We start from the raw sequence: 18,643 nt of genomic DNA, 5'->3' as shown, positions 1-18,643 counted from the left end.
GAAACCATCGATGGCCTCAACTCATCAGGAGTTTCCATGACCAGCAAAATTCCGGAACCGGATCTGAACTACCTGCAAAAAGTCCTGCTGGAAATGCTCGCCATTCCCAGCCCGACCGGGTTCACCGACACCATCGTGCGTTACGTCGCCGAGCGGCTTGAAGAACTGGGCATTCCCTTTGAGATGACCCGTCGCGGCACCATCCGCGCCACCCTCAAGGGCAAGAAGAACAGCCCCGACCGCGCGGTCTCCGCTCACCTCGACACCATCGGCGCGGCGGTTCGCGCGATCAAGGACAACGGCCGTCTGACCCTGGCGCCTGTCGGTTGCTGGTCCAGCCGTTTTGCCGAGGGCAGCCGGGTCAGCCTGTTTACTGACAACGGCGTGATCCGTGGCAGCGTGCTGCCGCTGATGGCTTCCGGGCATGCCTTCAATATCGCCGTGGATGAAATGCCGATCAGTTGGGATCACATCGAATTGCGCCTGGATGCTTATTGCGCCACCCGTGCCGATTGCGACTCTCTTGGGATCAGTGTTGGTGATTTTGTCGCCTTCGACCCTTTACCGGAGTTCACCGAAAGCGGCCACATCAGCGCCCGACATCTCGATGACAAAGCCGGTGTTGCCGCATTGCTGGCGGCATTGAAAGCGATCGTCGACAGTGGCGAAGAGCTGATGATCGACTGTCATCCGCTGTTCACCATCACCGAGGAAACCGGCAGCGGCGCCGCGGCGGCATTGCCTTGGGACGTCAGCGAATTCGTCGGCATCGACATTGCCCCGGTCGCGCCGGGTCAGCATTCCAGCGAACACGCGGTGAGCGTGGCAATGCAGGATTCCGGCGGACCATACGACTATCACCTGTCGCGGCATCTGCTGCGCCTGGCCAGTGACAACGAGTTGCCGGTGCGCCGCGACCTGTTCCGCTACTACTTCAGCGATGCCCATTCGGCGGTCACTGCCGGGCATGACATTCGCACCGCCCTGCTCGCCTTCGGCTGCGACGCCACTCACGGCTACGAACGCACCCACATCGACAGCCTCGCCGCCCTCAGCCGCCTGCTCGGCGCCTACATTCTGAGCCCGCCGGTGTTTGCCAGCGATGCACAACCTGCCAAGGGGTCGCTGGACCGGTTCAGTCATCAGATCGAACATGACACACAGATGGAAAGCGATACGCGGGTGCCGTCGGTGGATAGTCTCGTAGGGCAGCGTAACGATAGCTAAGCGAACGCAAAACTGTAGGAGCTGCCGCAGGCTGCGATCTTTTGATTTTCAGCGATGCAACTGACACCAAAGATCAAAAGATCGCAGCCTGCGGCAGCTCCTACTGGTCCTGTGCGTTCAACCGCCGTAGCATCGCGCCATTGTTTAGCCGAGGTGCCTATGCTGATCCCCCACGACCAACTTGAAGTCGACACCCTCACCCGCCTGATCGAGGATTTCGTGACCCGTGACGGTACGGACAACGGCGATGATACGCCGCTGGAAACCCGTGTTCTGCGTGTTCGCCAGGCATTGACCAAGGGCCAGGCACTGATTGTCTTCGACCCGGAAAGCGAGCAATGCCAGTTGATGCTCAAGCACGATGTGCCCAAGCACCTGTTCGACTGAGGCCTCAGCGTCCTTTATTTTTCGCCAGTTTGACCTGGATGCGGTCGTAGACCTCGGCCCGGTGCACGTTGACGTTTTGCGGTGCTTCGACACCGAAGCGCACACTGCCTCCGTTGACGGCAAGAATGCGCACGGAAATGTTGTCACCGATGGAAATCAACTCGCCCACAACGCGACTGAGTACAAGCATGGCATTCGTCCTTCAGGGTTATCGAACCCTGAAGATGCCCTGCACTCAGCGGACCTACAATGCGACAGCAGCAAATCAGTCCCGCCCTACAGCGCGCGCTGAACAGCTCCTATGGAAACGTCCTACAAACCCATTGATTGAAGGACCGATCCTTCAGGAAGCGGAGAAGCGCGGGCCGAAAAGGATGACAGTGGCCCCGATCACACACAGCGCCACGCCGAGCCAGTCCGAGCCCAGCGGACGAATGCGTTCGACCACCGCCAGCCAGCCGATCGACGCGATGATGTAGATGCCACCGTAAGCGGCATAGGCGCGACCGGCGTAGGTCGCTTCGATGCGGGTCAGCAGCAGCGCAAACAAGGTCAGACTGAGCAGAGCCGGCACGACCCACCAGACGCTTTTACCCTGGCGCAGCCACATCCAGAAGGCGAAACAGCCGGCAATTTCGAACAGCGCGGCGAGAAAAAACCACAGGTAATTGAGCATGCAAACGTCTCGTGAGGATGGCCGATGGCGGCCACCCTAACGACGGTGTTGTGTAGGGGGCAAGCTCAACCTGCGGTTTGTTTGGCCTTGGCGCGCATTTTGTCGGCCATGACGGTCATTTCGCCGTAGAGCAATTGCGGGTTCTTCTGCTTGAGCGCCCAGGCCATGCGGCCCTGTTCGTGGGGCAGAATCATGAATTCGCCGGCGGCGACGTGCTGATAGATGTAGTCGGCAATGTCGGCCGCGGTGATCGGCGAGCTTTCCAGCAACTTGCCGACCTGGGCTTTCATGGCCGGCGTCGGTCCACGGAAGGAGTCCAGCAGGTTGGTCTGGAAGAACGACGGGCACACCACATGCACGCCGATTTCCTCCTGCGCCAGCTCGATCAACAGGCTTTCGGACAACGCCACCACGCCAGCCTTGGCCACGTTGTAGTTGCTCATGGCCGGGCCTTGCATCAGGGCTGCCATCGACGCGATGTTGATGATCTTGCCTTTGCTTTTTTCCAGCAGTGGCAGGAAGGCCTTGCAGCCCTTGACCACGCCCATCAGGTTGATCGCGATCTGCCAGTCCCAGTCTTCCAGGGACAGTTCACTGAAGAACCCGCCCGAGGCAACGCCGGCGTTGTTGACGATGACATCGATGCCACCGAGTTTCTCGTCGCAGGCTTGGGCGAAAGCGGTCAGCTGGCTGTAATCGCGCACGTCGCAACGCTGGATAAAACCGTCGCCACCGACTTCGCGAACCAGCTTCAGGGTTTCTTGCAGACCGGGTTCGCTAACATCCGACAAGGCCAGCTGCCAGCCTTCACGCGCCCAGCGCAGCGCGATTTCGCGACCTAAGCCTGAGCCCGCGCCAGTGATCATCATGCGATTTTGCATAGCAAACAGCCTTGTTGTTCCGGGGAAGATGCATCGAGTGTAGCGAAGGACAATGCCCGACCCACGCTCCATCAGATTGCTGAATGGCCCGAGCAAACCGTGGCAAACACTGAACCAACTAGTACAACAAAAAACGAAATAAGCCTTTCTTCGAAAAACATTAAAAAAACTTGGAATTTTCTTTCATGCGCGACAGTCGGATTTTGTAAGCAGCCTGGTTTTATAGCATCCCGGCTGACAGTTAAACGCCAGGTATTCCAGAACACTTCCAACAAGGAAATAGACATGGGCACAATTCTTATCGTAATCCTGATCCTCTTGCTGATTGGTGGTTTACCAGTGTTCCCGCACTCCAGAAGTTGGGGTTATGGCCCGTCGGGTATCATCGGCGTCGTGTTGGTGGTGCTGTTGATCCTGCTGTTGCTCGGCAAGATATAAAGGTTTAACCGGCAAAAAAAAAGAGGCCCTTTTCAAGGGCCTCTTTTTTTATTGCATCAAGACTTAGTCCGGCTTGCCGTCAACCACACCGGCGGTGTTGTCGATCAGGCTCTTGGTCGCCGTTTGCAGGAACGCTTCGAGCTTGAGCTTCAGCTCAGCGGTACGCGGTGCATCCGGAACGATCTCGGCGTGAGGTGTCGCGCCCAGTTCGTACTGGTACATCTTCGGCGCCATTTCCTTTTCCTTCGGCAGTACCAGAATCTGATCAACCGTGATGATGGCGGTGGTCTGCTCGCTACCCGACGGCTTGATCACGCCAAAACCGGTGTCGCCTTCAGGCAGGTTGAGCAGGTCGCGCCCCCAGCACTGATGACGCACTTCACCACCAATGCGGCCCATGATGGTCGGCACGATGTCGATCTGCGTGCCCACGGTATGGTCACGCTGGCCGAACTTTTCCTGGATGCCCGGTGCGATCATCAGCATCGGCACGTTGAAGCGGCCCAGGTCCATTTCGGTGATCTGGCGCTCGTTGCCAAAACCGTGGTCGCCGACGATCACAAACAGGGTTTCCTTGAAGTACGGCTCCTTGCGGGCCTTTTCAAAGAACTGGCCCAGCGCCCAGTCCGCGTAGCGCATGGCAGTCAAATGCTCGTTCAGGCTACCGCGATCGGTCACGCGCTCAACCGGCAATGGTGTCGGCAAGGCGTATGGCGTGTGGTTGGACAGGGTTTGCAGCAACGCATAGAACGGCTTGCCGTTTTCCCGCGCCTTCAGCTCGACCAGACCACGGTCGAACATGTCCTGGTCGGACACGCCCCAGGTCGGATCGGAGAACACCGGGTTCACGAAGTCGTTACGACCAATGAAGTTGGTCATGCCCTGGTTGCTGAAGAAACCCGACTGGTTATCCCAGGCGAAGTCGCCGTTGTAGACGTACACGTCTCCATAGTTACGGGCACTGAGCAATTGCGGCAGGCCGGACAACTTGTGGCTGCCTTCCGGCGTCTGCATCAGGTATTCGAAACCCGGCAGGTTCGGGAAGCAGGCCATGGTGGCGAACATACCCTGGTGGGTATGGGTCCCGTTGGAGAAGAAGCGGTCGAACAGCAGGCCTTCCTTCGACAGTTTGTCGAGGTACGGCGTGATGTTGCCCGGTGCACCCAAGGCGCCCACCGAGTGACCGGCCATGCTTTCCATCAGGATCACGACGACGTTCTTGATCGGCAGGGTCTTGTCGGCCGGCGGCGTGTAATCGCGACGCACGGCGGCGGTCTCGGCATCCACCAGTTTGTCGTCCGGCATCACCAGCATGTCACGCACGATTTTCTGCGCTTCAGGCTGTGGCAATGTGGCCTTCCAGACGTTGTCGCGATCTTCGGACATGCGGCTCTTGGCCGCGGCGACCAGCGACAAGGTGCCGTTGAGGCCCAACTGGTTGGCGAAGTTCGAGTTGGTGGTGTAAACGTCACCCCAACGCAGTGGCGGGCCCTGACGCAGGGTGCCACGAGCGGCCACCACGCAAACCAGCAGGCAGACGACGAACACCGTGATGCGCGCATACCACGGGGCGATCTGGCGCGTGCCGATGCTGCCGCCGCTGAAGGGGCCACGAGGCCGGGTGGCGCGGTCGGCGCCCTTGAACGCCAGGGTCAGGATCAACGTGCCCACGGCCCAGGCCAGCAGGTAGCGAACCACCGGGAAACCGTACCAGAGCATGCTCATCACGGTTTTCGGGTCTTCCTTTACATATTGGAAGACCAGGCCGTTGAGGCGCTGGTGGAACTCGCGGTAAAAGTCCATCTCCATCAGGCCGAGGAACAGCGCGATGCTCGAGGCAATGGTCAGCCAGAACCGGAAGAACCCGCGTGCGGCCATCGCCCGGGCGCTGAACAGCGCCAGCAGCAATGGAATGCTGAGGTAGACCACCAGGCGCAGGTCGAAACGCAGACCGTTGGCGAACGCTTCGAGAAAGGTCGAGGCCGGGGTGTCGAGGATCATCTCGCGGTTGTATACCAGCAGCGCAACGCGCAGCAGGCTGAACATGACCATCATGACCAGGGCACACAGCAGCGTGTAGGCCAGATGCGATTTGACGGTCGGTTGCAGCAGGCGACTAGAAGCTCGCTGCTGACTCAGGGCGTCCGGGTTTGCCATGTCGTTTTAGGACCCATTGGAAGTTGAAGTTTCAAAAAATACAGCGGCACCTTGCCCTCTGTTGGCCAGTACTCGACCCCGGGGCTTGCGCGGTGCGCAAATGTTGCACGATCAACCGCGGCATTGCCATTGATTACTGTCCGGCATGTCTGGCGCGGGCGAATTGTCTTGGAGGCTTTGTGAAAATTTCGTGCAACGCGATATCCGGAAACAAAATAGTGGGTTCGGTCTGGGCACTTTGATTGGGTGTATATCCGTTGCTGCGGTGATGGCGACTTATGGTTTCGCTTTTACAGCCAGCCCTTTCAAGGTCTTTTGACTTTCGCGGCTTTGAGCACCCGATCCGTCGACACGTGGGCATTCACTGCCTTACCCTCCAGCCACTCTTTGGACTTGAGCACCTTCGGACCTCGTTTGCTTTTGGCGACCGCTTTGGGCTGGACGTTTCGGGCTAGCGTCAGCAGGTACTGAGCCAGCCCTCCTGCGGGGATGGGGAGGGATAAGTGCTCTGGCGGCAAGGCTATTTGCATACCCTCATAACCGCTGCGAACCTGTACCGTCAGGTGAAAGATCGACGCTTCCCAGCCCTCGGGTTGGGTCTGGCAATGAGCCTGTTCGACACTGCGTTTAAGCACGGACAAAACGTTGTAAGCCAACACGGCGGACGCGAACCCCAGCAGGGCGGCTTTGGGGTTGCCCAAGGTTTCGATTTCACTGTCCAGCACCGATTCCAGACGCTGGAACATCCCTTCAATACTCCAGCGACGTCGGTACAAATCGGCGATCTGCTCTGCGCTGATGGTGTCGGGCAAGTTGCTCCAGAAGGACAGCGTGGTGTCGCCGGATTCGGTGGGGTTTTGCAGGTTCAGTTCGACACGCCGCCACTGGCGTCCGCCTTTTACTTCGATGGTTTGCTCGCGCACGCTGCCGGTTGCGACCGGGACAGGCTCCTGCCAGTCGCTTTCTTTAAGCAGGCGTGGATGCTTGCTTTGTTCGCGAATGATGAATGAAGCGCCGGCATCTTCGCAGGCCTCCATGACCGGGAGCGTGCAGTAGAGCCGATCAGCCATCCATAGCTGGCCCGCCGTGGCCTTTTCCAGCAACGGCAGCACGCTGACGCGCTCGCTGGCATAGGCATCTTCACAGGGCTGAAGGTCGACGACTTGGTCGAGATCAGGGTCGTAAACCACGACCGAAAAACCAGGGCGGGCGGCACCTCGTTCGCGGCGCAAAGCGCCCAGACGTTTTTCGCTGGAAGGCAGATGGTTGCCGTCGACGACGCGTAATTGCCAGCCAGGCAAAATGGCCGAGCAACCCAATTCTTGAATCGTCGGAGCCAGGCGCTGCGCGCTACCAGTTACCAACGCGCGCAACAGCGCAGGTTCGGTTCGGCTGACCTTGTCATAAAGCGCCGCCAGGCTGACGGGAAGATCCTCCATCTGCCGCGCGGCGGCGTGTAGGGAGGGCCGCAAACCCAGAGAAACAAGGGACATCAGCTCAATAATGGTCGAAAACAAAAGCTCGCGCGGGTACTGGCGCTGACGATGTTCTTCGAACACCTGATCAACCCACTCTGCCGCAACGGCCTGCTCCAAAACCAATTTGGCCATGACACTGGCCGGTGCTTTTTTCTCGAACCGCGCTAAAACTTCTGCCCACATCGTCTCGCCGTCCTGACTGGAGTTTTGAGGATTTTATCAAAGACCTTGAAAGGGCTGGCTTTTACAGCGAGTCACTTGGAAATACGGAATGCCGCCAACCCCAAGTAACCAAGGGCTCCTGCCCCGCCATTCGGTGCCTCGCTTAGGCTCGGCATGCCCTCACTCCGGCATTGCTCCGGGGGCCCGCCGCCATCGGCCATCCATGGGCGGGGGCGGCTACCGCGGCATCCTTGCCGCGGTGCCCCCTGCGCAACGCCTGCGTTTGGCCTCTGGGAAAGGGGCAGTAGATCAAAATCAAAAGCCACAGCCACAGCCACAGCAAGATCAAAAGATCGCAGCCTCGTTTCACTCGACAGCTCCTACCGGGGGGAGAGGGTGTACGCGCGCTCCTCACCACTCAACAGGCCGAGCGTTAGCTCGCCTGCAGCTTTTGATCTTGATGCACCGCCCCCTCGAGAGGCCGAGTGGAGGTTCTGCGCAGTGGGCAACCCGGCATGGATGCCGGGTTAGCCGCCCCCGGCCATGGATGGCCGATGGCGGCGGGCCCACGGAGCAGGACCGGAGCGAGGGCATGCCGAGCCTAGGCGAGGCACCGAACGAAAGGGGCAAGAGCCCTTGGTTACTTGGGGCTTTTCCAAGTGACTCGCTGTAAAAGCGAAACCGCAAGCCGCCGCTACCGCAAAAACGGATATACACCCCGACTTTGGCAAAAGAGCAGCGCGCTTACTTCTCAGCGCGTGCCTTCAGGGCTTTCAAAGTATTAAACGGCGCATCCACCACAAACTTGTTAGCAACCATCGACGGAATGCTACCGCCCGGCTCGGTATGCACCTGATAGGTCACTTCGATCTGATCGCCCTTGGGCACGAACTTCCAGAAACCGTCGACCTTGGTAACCCGCACAAAGCCTTTTTCTTCAGGAATATACTTCGGCACACCTTCGAGTTTGCGGGTCAGGCTGCCATCAGCCCCCTCGATGGTGGTCACATGCAGCACCGAATCACGCTCGGTGACCGGCCAAGGGGTATTGAACTGGGTGTAGGTCCAGCTCTGATCACCTTCGTGTTTGAGCAATTTCTGGGTCTTGCATTCGTGAATCCAGGCACAGGCCCCCGGCACGTCTTCCTGCAATGCGCGCAGTTTGGCCACGGTGGTCTTCATCAGCGTGACACCACGGTAGGCCTTGTAATCGGAGCCGGCCACCTCGCTCAGGGAGATCTTGATGCCGTCCTGTTCCTTGGCGACTTTCCAGTCTTCGGCCTGAGCAGCCGTGGTGGCGAACATTACCGTCAAACCACACAGCACAGCCATACGTTGCAGCGAACCCATAGTCTTATTCCTTATTGTTGAAGATCCGTTCGTTGAACACATCACGCCGCCGTCATTTGCTCCCACCAACCCAGCAATTTGATCGCTTCGTCACTGCTGCTTCCGCAGACTTCGATGTCGGCTTCGAACGCCGAACACACTACAGGACGTTCCGGTTTGCCGAAAATGCCGCACAGGTTATCGACAGAGAGTTGTACGCAACGTTCTCCGGCGGGTTTGCCATTGGGCATGCCGGGAATCGGTGAACTGATGGAAGGGGCAATGCAACAGGCGCCACAGCCTTCACGGCATTTCATGACGACGAGCTCCTCGATGGGCGATGTGTTAAAGGTCGTGGCACAGAGTAACCGCTAAAACGCTTGTTTAAAATTGTCTGGACCCGGGTTTTTTCGCTTAAACGAGCGTGACTGACCAGTCTCCGACAAAGCGTCTGGCCAGCGGGTCACGGACGGGAAGAAATTATCGTTTGAACTCGAATTCCAGGGCTGCGCCTTCAACTTCACGGCGCTCTTCGTTGCGCAGTTGCAACTGCATTTCGTTGCTGATCAGCCTTCCGTTGAGCTGAAACGGACCAGCCTTCTCACCAAACATTTGCGGCAATACTGCATCATGCCGGGGCAACGGTACCGTACCGATCGGTTTCAGCTCCTCGGCCATGTCTTGGGGCAGGCTCAAATCCAGGTCGGCCGAAGGAAGCTTGGTTTTCACGATCTCACTGGCGGATTTGGACTTGGAGGCAATCGGCGGTCGCTTTTTCACCTTGGCCGCTTTCTTTTTGACCGGCGCGGCTTTCTTGGTGGGTGCAGGTTTTTTCGAAGTAGCGCTGGCTGCCGGTTTTTCTGTAATGGAAGCTGCCAAGATGCCTTCGGCCGGGAAGGTCATCAGCAGGCAGAAAGATAGCCAGACGGCGGGAAAAATCGGCTTCATGGACCCAACGGTACAAACGGCAGGAGCCATATGCTCGCCTGTTGCACGCGACATGACAAGCTCGGGCAGGAATAACCTGCCCGCCCCATCAAAAGCCGCCGACCATCTCCTGGCAGAGCTGGGTGGCGAGCATGCCCAGGGTCATCAACGCACGCTCGGCTTCACGGTTCCAGGGTGTGCCGCAGTTCAACCGAATGCAGTGATTGAACTGCTCGGTGTTACTGAAAATCAGCCCCGGCGCGATACTGATGCCCTGCTGCAACGCACGAACGTGCAGCTCCTGCGTGTTAACCCGCCCCGGCAGGCTGACCCACAGAATGAAGCCGCCGGTCGGCCGGGTCATCTGCGTGCCTTCCGGGAAGTATTGCTGCACCGCCAGCTGGAAAGCGCTGAGGTTCTTGCGGTACTCCTGACGGATGTAGCGCAAATGCCGGTCGTAGCCGCCGTTCTCCAGGTACGCCGCGATGCCCATCTGCGTGACGCTGCAGGCCGAATGGGTACTGAAGGTCTGCAAACGCTGGATTTCCTGCTGGTACTTGCCGGCAATCATCCAGCCGATCCGCACGCCCGGCGACAGGGTTTTGGAGAAGCTTGAGCAATAGATCACCCGATCCAGCCGATCGTAGGCTTTGAGTGATTTGGTGCGACCCTGCTCGAACATCAGTTCGCCGTAGATATCGTCTTCGACAATCTGAATATCGAAATCCGAGGCCAGGCGCAGCAGTTGCTTTTGCCGCTCTTCGGGCATGGTGCCGCCCAATGGATTGCTCAGACGAGTGGTCAGCACCAACGCCTTGATCGACCACTGGTTGGCCGCCAGCTGCAGGGCTTCAAGGCTCATGCCGGTGGCAGGATCGCTGGGGATCTCGATGACCTTGAGACCCAGCAGGTCGGCCAGTTGCAGCAAACCGTAGTAGGTCGGCGATTCGGCGGCGATCAGGTCGCCCGGGCGGGTCAGCACTCGCAGGGACATTTGCAACGCATCGACGCAGCCGTGGGTAATTACCACTTCCGACGGATCGACCACCACGCCGGCATCGCGCATGCGGATCGCCACTTGTCGGCGCAATGGTTCGAAACCCGGGCTGAACATGTAGCTGAACGCCCGCGGGCTATGGAAACGGGTGACTTTAGCCAGTTGCTGATGCAGCGCCCGCACCGGCAGATAATCAACGCTCGGTACGGCTGCACCCAAGGGAAACACACCCTCGCGGCGGGATTCGACCAGGACTTGTTGGATGATGCTGCTGCGAGTGACCAGACCTGGACGCTCGACCCGGGCGATGTCCGGTGTCGGCGCAGTCAGGGCCGGGGTCTGGTGCACGTAGTAACCGGACTGCGGCCGGGCGCGGATCAGCCCCTGATCCTCGAGGTTGGCGTACGCCTGCAACACCGTCGCATGGCTGACGTTGAGCTGCGAGCTCATCTTGCGCACCGAAGGCACGCGCTCCCCCGGTTGATAGACGCCACGGCGGATGTCTTCGGCCAGTTGTTGAGCAATACGTTGGTAGAGCAAGAGATTGGTCATGACGCAGCACTCGATTTCACGGGCATTTTATTCTTGTGTGAAACAATACCGGAACAGTTTAGAAGTGTACGGGGACAGTTGCCACAATAGTCGACCGTACAGTGCAGTGTCAGCAAAAACTGTACTGCTTTGCGAACCAATTGGCAGCCAAAAAAAACCCGGCGCTGACTGGCAGGCCGGGTTGTAGGAGCTGTCGAGTGAAACGAGGCTGCGATCTTTCCAGGCCCACTTGAATATCAAGAGCAAGATCAAAAGATCGCAGGCTCCGCCAGCTCCTACCGGGCAGCGCCGAGCTGGCCTTTTTCGTCAGAGAACACAATTTCTACCCGACGGTTCTGTGCACGTCCCCGTTCGGAGGCGTTCACGTCGACCGGATATTCATCACCGTAGCCTTCGACCTGAATACGTTTATCGTCGATACCCAAATCCATCAGCACGTCCGCCACCGATTGCGCACGGTCACGGGACAGCTTGAGGTTTTCCTGCTTGCCGCCGGTACTGTCGGCGTAGCCTTCGATGCGCACCACGCGCTTGGGGTTGAGCTGCAGGAACTGCACGATCTTCAACACCACGCGGTTCGCCGAGTTTTTCAACTCCGCTTCGCCCGTGTCGAACAACACGTCGCCCAAGGTCATCACCAAGCCACGGTCGGTCTGGGTGGTCGCCAGCGCGACAATCTGTTCTTCGAGCCACTTGCCCTGCTGCTGCACGCTGAGCAGTTTGGATTCGCGCAGGGCCAGTTGCAGGCGCTGACGCTCCAGTTCGAGCTTCGCAGCACGTTCTTCGTTGAGCACCTGATTGGTGTGTTCGCGCGCGATTTCGCTGTAGCGCTCACTCAAGTAAGCGTAATGCAGCACGTCCGATCCACTGCCCCAATAGCTGGACAGACGATCGGCACGGGCCAGCGACTCACCGGCGCGAATCACGTCCTTGGGCGCGATTCGCAGCACGTTGGAATCTTCCTTGACCTGCTGGAAGTCAGTACTGGCCTGCTGCAACGCGGCCTCGCTGTGTTGACCGGCACAACCACAGAGGCTGGCGCAGCCTGCCAGGATCAAACCGCCCAGGGCTTTGGTCTTGAGGCTCATTGGGCATCTCCCAGTTGCTTGCGCAGGCGAGTGATGCGGGTATTGAGCACGTTCAACTGCTCCTCGCTCTTGAGGGTCAGAACCTGGGCTTCGGCCAGACGCGCGTCCAGCTCGGCCTGCTCGGCCCGCATGCGCGCGTTCTTGAAGGATTGGTCGTTCATGCTGCCCTTGGCGCGGTTGAACTTGTCTTCGGCCAGTTTCATTTCCGGCACGTCGGCGGCTGTGGCGCCCACGGCCTTGGCCTGCTCGAGTGCCTGTTCGGTCAGGCGCATTTGTTCATTCGGCGCCGGATCGGCTGCACAACCCGCCAGAGCCAGAACGGCCAGGGCAGCGAAAAGAGGTCGAATACTCACTAAAAATCCCTACTGTTTTGGGGTACTGACAGGTTGTTGCTGCGGTTGTGAGAGCTGCGCCTTCCAGCGCTCGATATTGCGTTGCAGCACGGCTTCCGTCAGTCCGGACGCGGGCAATTCTGTCATCTTTTTGGCCAGCTGTCCGCGCAACCACGGATCGTTGCAGGCGGAGTTGTGGGAAACCGCGAGGAACAGGCCGGGTTTGTCGATCGGTTGTGGACGGGCGATCAGGTCGTTGGCCAGGTTAAGTGTCTGCGCAGCCGCCATGCCCGAGTAGCGTCCGGCAAGGACAAATTCCACCTCGCCCAGCAGCAATTTCTGAAAGGCCTGGGTCAGGTTAGGCGTACGGGCGAGGGTCAATTGCTGCTCGGCGAATACGCCAAATGCCGGGGTCATACGAGACTTTTCCGACAATGCGCCGGGATGACCGTGAAGGTCCTGCGCTTCGTTGTAGACCAGCGTCGAGTCTTTGCGGGTCCAGACCAGGTAATCGTTTTCCAGTAACGGAGGATGAATGTAATCCAGAGTGTCCAGCTCACTGACCGTCAATGACGCATCCGCCAGCATGTCCATGCGCCCACTGCGCACTTCGTCCAGAGCCTGAGAGCGTTTGCCGGCGTAAAGCAGTTCGACCTTGATCCCCAGCTCCCCCGCCACTTGCTGCAACAGGTCAGCACTGGCACCGATCAGGTGCTTGGGGTTTTGCGGGTCTTGCCACAGGTACGGCGGCGCGTCCGGGCTGCCGGTCACCACCAGGCGTTCGCACTTGCCCGCGGCGACGGACAGCGCCGGCAACACCGTCAGCCCCATTAGCAAAGACCAGCCGTAAACGCGGCGCAGATCCATGGCGACACTCTCCCACTCAAATCCGGAACAAAAAAAAGCCCGACCAAAAGGTCGGGCTCTTTATAAGTCAGGCCGCTGGATTAGACCAGCTTCTCGAACTCAGGGATTGCTTCGAACAGGTCCGCCACCAGGCCGTAATCGGCCACCTGGAAGATCGGCGCTTCTTCGTCCTTGTTGATCGCGACGATCACTTTGGAGTCTTTCATGCCGGCCAGGTGCTGGATCGCGCCGGAGATACCGACGGCGATGTACAGCTGTGGAGCAACGATCTTGCCGGTCTGACCGACCTGCATGTCGTTGGGTACGAAACCGGCGTCGACCGCGGCGCGGGAAGCACCGACGGCAGCGCCCAGCTTGTCAGCCAGGGCGTACAGGTGTTTGAAGTTGTCGCCGTTCTGCATGCCGCGGCCGCCGGAAACGACGATCTTGGCAGCGGTCAGTTCCGGACGATCGGACTTGGCCAGTTCTTCGCCGACGAAGCTGGAAATACCAGTATCGTGAGCACCTGCAACGGCTTCAACAGCCGCCGAACCACCTTCAGCCACCACCGGGTCGAAACCGGTAGCACGAACGGTGATGACTTTGACCGCAGCGTTCGATTGAACGGTTGCGATGGCGTTACCGGCGTAGATCGGGCGCTTGAAAGTGTCAGCGCTTTCGACCGAGATGATCTCGGAGATCTGGTCAACGTCCAACTGAGCGGCAACGCGCGGCAGGATGTTTTTGCCGTTGGACGTGGCAGCAGCCAGGATGTGGCTGTAGCCCTTGCCCAACTCGGCAACCAGAGGAGCAACGTTTTCCGGCAGTTGGTGAGTGTAGGCGGCGTTATCGGCCACCAGCACTTTAGCCACGCCAGCGATTTTCGCAGCGGCTTCAGCCACGGCGCCAGCGCCCTGACCTGCAACCAGAACGTGGATGTCACCACCGATTTTAACGGCGGCAGCCACGGTGTTCAGCGTGGCCGGGGCCAGCACTTTGTTGTCGTGTTCTGCGATTACCAAGATAGTCATGATTAGATTACCTTCGCTTCGTTTTTCAGTTTCTCGACCAGTTCAGCCACCGACTTGACCTTGATACCCGCGCTGCGTGCAGCTGGCGCTTCGACTTTCACGGTCTTGTTGGTGGAGGCGGTGGAAACGCCCAAAGCGTCCGGAGTCAGCACTTCGAGAGGCTTCTTCTTGGCTTTCATGATGTTTGGCAGGGACGCGTAGCGCGGCTCGTTCAAACGCAGGTCGGTGGTGACGATGGCCGGCAGTTTCAGGGAAACCGTCTGCGCGCCGCCGTCGACTTCGCGAGTCACGGCAACCGTGTCGCCGCTGATTTCGACTTTGGACGCGAACGTGCCCTGACCGTAGCCGCTCAATGCCGCGAGCATCTGGCCAGTCTGGTTGTTGTCGCTGTCGATGGCTTGTTTGCCAAGGATCACCAGCTGAGGCTGTTCCTTGTCGACAACAGCCTTGAGCAGCTTGGCAACGGCCAGCGAAGTCAGGTCTTCAGCGGATTCGACGAGGATGGCGCGGTCGGCACCCAGAGCCAGCGCGGTGCGCAGTTGCTCTTGAGCGGTGGACGGGCCGATGGAGACGACGACGATTTCAGTCGCAACACCTTTCTCTTTCAGGCGTACGGCTTCTTCCACTGCGATTTCGCAGAACGGGTTCATCGACATCTTGACGTTGGCGAGGTCGACGCCGGAATTGTCCGCCTTGACGCGAACCTTGACGTTGTAATCCACAACGCGTTTGACAGCTACAAGAACCTTCATGGATTCCTCGTTACTCTCCGGTGAAAAGAAAGTCGCCTAGGCGAACCTGGCGGTTTGATGCTCATCGGCGCAAGGGCACCTCTAAAAACGCTGGCAAAGGTGTCAAGTGACAAGCGCTCACGATGAAGATGACCGTTCGTCAGTGGTGACTGACGAGTCATTCATTATCGCGGCGTGTAAACTGCGCGCCAGAACCTGCGCTGCGCATCACCTTGTACTGCCATCGCCCTGTCTTTAGAGGTGCTCTTGATACCAACAGTCAGCCTACGGCGAGCGCAAAACCGACCGTATCTTGACCGGAACACCTATTCCGGTCAATACGGCAAAATGGCCAGTCATAAGCCGCGTGACTTTGATTTCTCTGGCTTTGAGCCGATTCAAACAAACGTTTGTATTGGACGCTAGGAGTGGTGTAGATATAATGCGCCACCTTAGAGAGAAAGGTGGCTCATCGATTGTCCTCTTCCTGCATTGCGCAGGGATTCATGGATGCGACACCAAACCTCCAATTAGAAAAAAAACTGTTGAGCCTTGAGTAGGAGATAACCTGTGGAACGCGAATACATGGAATTCGACGTGGTCATCGTCGGTGCCGGCCCCGCTGGTCTTTCCGCCGCCTGCCGATTGAAGCAGAAGGCCGCCGAAGCCGGTAAGGAAATCAGCGTCTGCGTGGTCGAAAAAGGCTCCGAAGTCGGTGCTCACATCCTGTCCGGCGCCGTGTTCGAACCACGCGCCCTGAACGAATTGTTCCCGGACTGGAAAGAACTCGGCGCGCCGCTGAACACGCCGGTCACTCGCGATGACATCTTCGTTCTCAAGAACGCTGACAGTGCGCAGAAGATTCCTGACCTCTTTGTGCCCAAGACCATGCACAACGAAGGCAACTACATCATTTCCCTGGGCAACCTGTGCCGCTGGCTGGCTCAGCAGGCCGAGAACCTGGGCGTGGAAATCTACCCAGGCTTCGCCGCTCAGGAAGCGCTGTTCGACGAGAACGGCGTGGTCCGCGGGATTATCACCGGCGATCTGGGCGTTGATCGCGAAGGCAATCCGAAAGAAGGCCTGTACACCCCAGGCATGGAACTGCGTGGCAAGTACACGCTGTTCGCCGAAGGTTGCCGTGGCCACATCGGCAAGCAACTGATCAAGCGCTTCAACCTCGACAGCGATGCCGACGCACAGCACTACGGCATCGGCCTGAAAGAAATCTGGGAAATCGACCCGGCCAAGCATCAACCAGGCCTGGTGGTCCACACCGCCGGTTGGCCGCTGGATATCATGGGCACCGAGAACACCGGCGGCTCGTTCCTCTATCACCTGGAAAACAACCAGGTCGTAGTCGGTCTGATCGTCGACCTGTCTTACAGCAACACTTACCTGTCGCCGTTCGACGAGTTCCAGCGCCTCAAGCATCACCCGGTGCTCAAGCAGTACCTGGAAGGCGGCAAGCGCATCAGCTACGGCGCTCGCGCCATCAGCAAAGGCGGCCTGAACTCACTGCCGAAAATGGTCTTCAAGGGCGGCGCGCTGATCGGTTGCGACCTCGGCACCCTGAACTTCGCCAAGATCAAAGGCAGCCACACCGCGATGAAGTCCGGCATGCTCGCCGCTGAATCCGTGGCCGAAGCGCTGTTCGCTGAAAAAGACGGCACCGAAGAGCTGACCACTTACGTCGACGCGTTCAAGAAGAGCTGGCTCTACGACGAACTGTTCGCCAGCCGCAACTTCGGCCCGGCGATCCACAAGTTCGGCGCCATCGTCGGCGGCGGTTTCAACTGGCTCGACCAGAACATCTTCGGCGGCAAACTGCCGTTCACCTTGCACGACACCAAGCCGGATTACGCTTGCCTCAAGCTTGCGGCCGACTGCAAGAAGATCGACTACCCGAAACCGGACGGCAAGATCAGCTTCGACAAACTCAGCTCGGTGTTCATCTCGGGTACCAACCATGAAGAAGAGCAGCCGTGCCACCTGAAGCTGACCGACCCGAGCATCCCGATCGCCAAGAACCTGCCGCTCTACGATGAGCCTGCCCAGCGTTACTGCCCGGCCGGCGTGTACGAAGTGGTGACCATGGAAGACGGTGAGAAGCGCTTCCAGATCAACGCCCAGAACTGCGTTCACTGCAAGACCTGCGACATCAAGGACCCTGCACAGAACATTACCTGGGTGGCGCCGGAAGGCTCTGGTGGCCCGACTTACCCGAACATGTAAGTCGAATGGCTGAACATCAAGGCTCCCGAACGGGGGCCTTTTTGTTGCCTGCGATTCAAGCCACACCACAAACCAATGTGGGAGCGAGCTTGGTCCGGGCGGCGTTCCGACGATGGCGGCTTACTATTCAACATTGATGTCGACTGATACACCGCAATCGCGAGCAAGCTCGCTCCCACAGGGGGATCAGCGGTGTGTCAGGCAGCGCGCTCATCCCCCGGATTACGCTCAAAGTAGCGCTTGTACTCACGACTGAACTGCGACGTACTTTGATACCCGACCCGATGCGCCACCTGCGCCACGCCCAATCCCTCGCCCAGCAATAACTGCTGGGCCCTGAGCAAACGCAATCGCTTCAAATACTGCACTGGCGACAACAACGTGCTGCGTTTGAAATGCTCATGAAAGGCCGACGCACTCATGTTCGCGCAACTGGCCAGGGTTTCGACGTTCAGCGGCTCGGTGTAATGCGCATGCAGATGGCTGAGCGATGCCGCGATCCGGGCGAATTGACCCTGTTGCTCGACCAGCGCCCGCAGCACATCGGCTTGCGGCCCGCGCAAGGCGACGAACAACAACTCGCGCAATCGCGCCTGCCCCATAACCTGGCATTCCAGCGGATCGTGCAGGCAACGCAGCAGCCGTTCAACACAACCACGCATCGCATCGTCGAGCACTGCCGAGGTCATCGACTCGGGTGTCTGCGCAGGAATATTGCGCCCCGGCGCCAGCCCCATGGCCAAGACCAACTCACCGAGCAACACCCGGTCAATGGCAATGGAAACGCCCAGCATCGGGCCATCGGGTGCTGAAAACGTCTCGCACTCGAACGGCACCGGCAATGCCTGAATCAAATAATGCCCAGCACCGTACTCCAGCGTCCGCGGCCCCAGATACGCCAGTTTGCTGCCCTGCGCGATGATGACCAGACTCGGCTCGTAAATCTGCGGGCCGCGAGCCACATCACAACTGGCCCGCAAAACCTGCACACCCGGCAACGCCGTGGGAGCGAAACCGTCGCGATTAGTCAAAGGCTGAATCAGCGAAACCAGCGTGGCATTGGCATCCAGATGACGGGTCAACAACATGAGAGTTCTTCACAAAAAAGTCGCGGAAATAGGGATGAAAGCATCATCGCAGGTCTGATGGCCAATGCGACCCATTGAAGG

Annotated in this window: 20 protein-coding genes; 4 read left to right on the top strand and 16 right to left on the bottom strand. The window is 58.8% G+C overall.

What is annotated here, in order from left to right; all coding sequences use genetic code 11:
- Positions 1-36: 36 nt before the first annotated feature.
- On the top strand, positions 37-1,227 hold the full coding sequence (locus ACMXYH_RS08910) for an osmoprotectant NAGGN system M42 family peptidase (protein WP_415766863.1): 1,191 nt from the start codon (positions 37-39) through the stop codon (positions 1,225-1,227).
- Between the two features lie 159 nt (positions 1,228-1,386).
- Positions 1,387-1,614, top strand: a complete 228-nt coding sequence (locus ACMXYH_RS08905) for a YheU family protein (protein ID WP_003199186.1) — start codon at positions 1,387-1,389, stop codon at positions 1,612-1,614.
- Positions 1,615-1,618: 4 nt separating this feature from the next.
- Here ACMXYH_RS08905 and csrA read toward each other — a convergent pair whose 3' ends face one another.
- The 4 genes from csrA to ACMXYH_RS08885 all read right to left on the bottom strand — a co-directional run bounded on the left by csrA (position 1,619) and on the right by ACMXYH_RS08885 (position 3,458).
- Positions 1,619-1,804, bottom strand: a complete 186-nt coding sequence (gene csrA, locus ACMXYH_RS08900) for a carbon storage regulator CsrA (RefSeq protein ID WP_129437377.1) — start codon at positions 1,802-1,804, stop codon at positions 1,619-1,621.
- 153 nt (positions 1,805-1,957) lie between these two features.
- The gene (locus ACMXYH_RS08895) at positions 1,958-2,290 is read right to left on the bottom strand and encodes a YnfA family protein (protein WP_415766862.1); all 333 of its coding nucleotides are present in this window, start codon (positions 2,288-2,290) and stop codon (positions 1,958-1,960) included.
- Between the two features lie 65 nt (positions 2,291-2,355).
- Positions 2,356-3,171, bottom strand: a complete 816-nt coding sequence (locus ACMXYH_RS08890) for an SDR family oxidoreductase (RefSeq protein ID WP_415766861.1) — start codon at positions 3,169-3,171, stop codon at positions 2,356-2,358.
- Between the two features lie 71 nt (positions 3,172-3,242).
- Complete coding sequence (locus ACMXYH_RS08885) at positions 3,243-3,458, bottom strand: hypothetical protein (RefSeq protein WP_129437380.1); 216 nt, start codon at positions 3,456-3,458, stop codon at positions 3,243-3,245.
- Here ACMXYH_RS08885 and ACMXYH_RS08880 point away from each other — a divergent pair.
- Positions 3,451-3,609 (top strand): DUF3309 family protein, encoded by a 159-nt coding sequence (locus tag ACMXYH_RS08880; RefSeq protein ID WP_172901242.1) that lies wholly within the window; start codon positions 3,451-3,453, stop codon positions 3,607-3,609. The two genes, ACMXYH_RS08885 and ACMXYH_RS08880, sit on opposite strands and share 8 nt — an antisense overlap.
- Positions 3,610-3,672: 63 nt before the next feature.
- Here the strand turns inward: ACMXYH_RS08880 and ACMXYH_RS08875 are convergent, their stop codons facing one another.
- The 11 genes from ACMXYH_RS08875 to ACMXYH_RS08825 form a co-directional block, all read right to left on the bottom strand.
- A complete protein-coding gene (locus ACMXYH_RS08875; protein WP_415766860.1) occupies positions 3,673-5,766 on the bottom strand; it encodes an LTA synthase family protein in 2,094 nt (697 codons plus the stop codon).
- A 305-nt stretch (positions 5,767-6,071) separates the two neighbouring features.
- Positions 6,072-7,376, bottom strand: coding sequence for an IS4 family transposase (locus ACMXYH_RS08870; protein WP_415764263.1), 1,305 nt, complete (start codon positions 7,374-7,376; stop codon positions 6,072-6,074).
- Positions 7,377-8,150: 774 nt separating this feature from the next.
- Positions 8,151-8,756 (bottom strand): START domain-containing protein, encoded by a 606-nt coding sequence (locus tag ACMXYH_RS08865; RefSeq protein ID WP_415766859.1) that lies wholly within the window; start codon positions 8,754-8,756, stop codon positions 8,151-8,153.
- Between the two features lie 41 nt (positions 8,757-8,797).
- Positions 8,798-9,052 (bottom strand): YkgJ family cysteine cluster protein, encoded by a 255-nt coding sequence (locus tag ACMXYH_RS08860; RefSeq protein WP_129437386.1) that lies wholly within the window; start codon positions 9,050-9,052, stop codon positions 8,798-8,800.
- Between the two features lie 163 nt (positions 9,053-9,215).
- The gene (locus tag ACMXYH_RS08855) at positions 9,216-9,683 is read right to left on the bottom strand and encodes a translation initiation factor 2 (protein WP_134419204.1); all 468 of its coding nucleotides are present in this window, start codon (positions 9,681-9,683) and stop codon (positions 9,216-9,218) included.
- A gap of 88 nt (positions 9,684-9,771) precedes the next feature.
- Positions 9,772-11,211, bottom strand: a complete 1,440-nt coding sequence (locus ACMXYH_RS08850) for a PLP-dependent aminotransferase family protein (RefSeq protein ID WP_008146981.1) — start codon at positions 11,209-11,211, stop codon at positions 9,772-9,774.
- A 275-nt stretch (positions 11,212-11,486) separates the two neighbouring features.
- Positions 11,487-12,299, bottom strand: a complete 813-nt coding sequence (locus tag ACMXYH_RS08845) for an OmpA family protein (protein ID WP_415766858.1) — start codon at positions 12,297-12,299, stop codon at positions 11,487-11,489.
- Positions 12,296-12,652 carry a DUF4398 domain-containing protein gene (locus ACMXYH_RS08840; RefSeq protein ID WP_134419106.1) on the bottom strand — a complete coding sequence of 119 codons (357 nt, stop codon included), beginning with the start codon at positions 12,650-12,652 and terminating at the stop codon, positions 12,296-12,298. The genes ACMXYH_RS08845 and ACMXYH_RS08840 overlap by 4 nt, the downstream gene beginning before the upstream one ends.
- Positions 12,653-12,661: 9 nt before the next feature.
- Positions 12,662-13,498 (bottom strand): substrate-binding periplasmic protein, encoded by an 837-nt coding sequence (locus tag ACMXYH_RS08835; RefSeq protein ID WP_129437392.1) that lies wholly within the window; start codon positions 13,496-13,498, stop codon positions 12,662-12,664.
- Between the two features lie 80 nt (positions 13,499-13,578).
- Positions 13,579-14,508 carry an electron transfer flavoprotein subunit alpha/FixB family protein gene (locus ACMXYH_RS08830; RefSeq protein ID WP_415766857.1) on the bottom strand — a complete coding sequence of 310 codons (930 nt, stop codon included), beginning with the start codon at positions 14,506-14,508 and terminating at the stop codon, positions 13,579-13,581.
- A gap of 2 nt (positions 14,509-14,510) precedes the next feature.
- Positions 14,511-15,260 (bottom strand): electron transfer flavoprotein subunit beta/FixA family protein, encoded by a 750-nt coding sequence (locus ACMXYH_RS08825; protein WP_056745417.1) that lies wholly within the window; start codon positions 15,258-15,260, stop codon positions 14,511-14,513.
- A gap of 549 nt (positions 15,261-15,809) precedes the next feature.
- On the opposite strand from ACMXYH_RS08825, the gene ACMXYH_RS08820 reads away from it, so the two are divergent.
- On the top strand, positions 15,810-17,474 hold the full coding sequence (locus ACMXYH_RS08820) for an electron transfer flavoprotein-ubiquinone oxidoreductase (protein WP_415766856.1): 1,665 nt from the start codon (positions 15,810-15,812) through the stop codon (positions 17,472-17,474).
- Between the two features lie 197 nt (positions 17,475-17,671).
- Here the strand turns inward: ACMXYH_RS08820 and ACMXYH_RS08815 are convergent, their stop codons facing one another.
- Positions 17,672-18,562: an AraC family transcriptional regulator gene (locus ACMXYH_RS08815; protein WP_415766855.1), complete on the bottom strand. Its 891-nt coding sequence runs from the start codon at positions 18,560-18,562 to the stop codon at positions 17,672-17,674.
- Between the last annotated feature and the right edge of the window lie 81 nt (positions 18,563-18,643).

Origin of the sequence: Pseudomonas frigoris (genome assembly GCF_047758635.1) — a bacterium.
GTDB lineage: Bacteria > Pseudomonadota > Gammaproteobacteria > Pseudomonadales > Pseudomonadaceae > Aquipseudomonas > Aquipseudomonas frigoris.
Note: the sequence above shows the minus strand (reverse complement) of the source record. Positions and strands in the feature narration are given on the sequence as shown.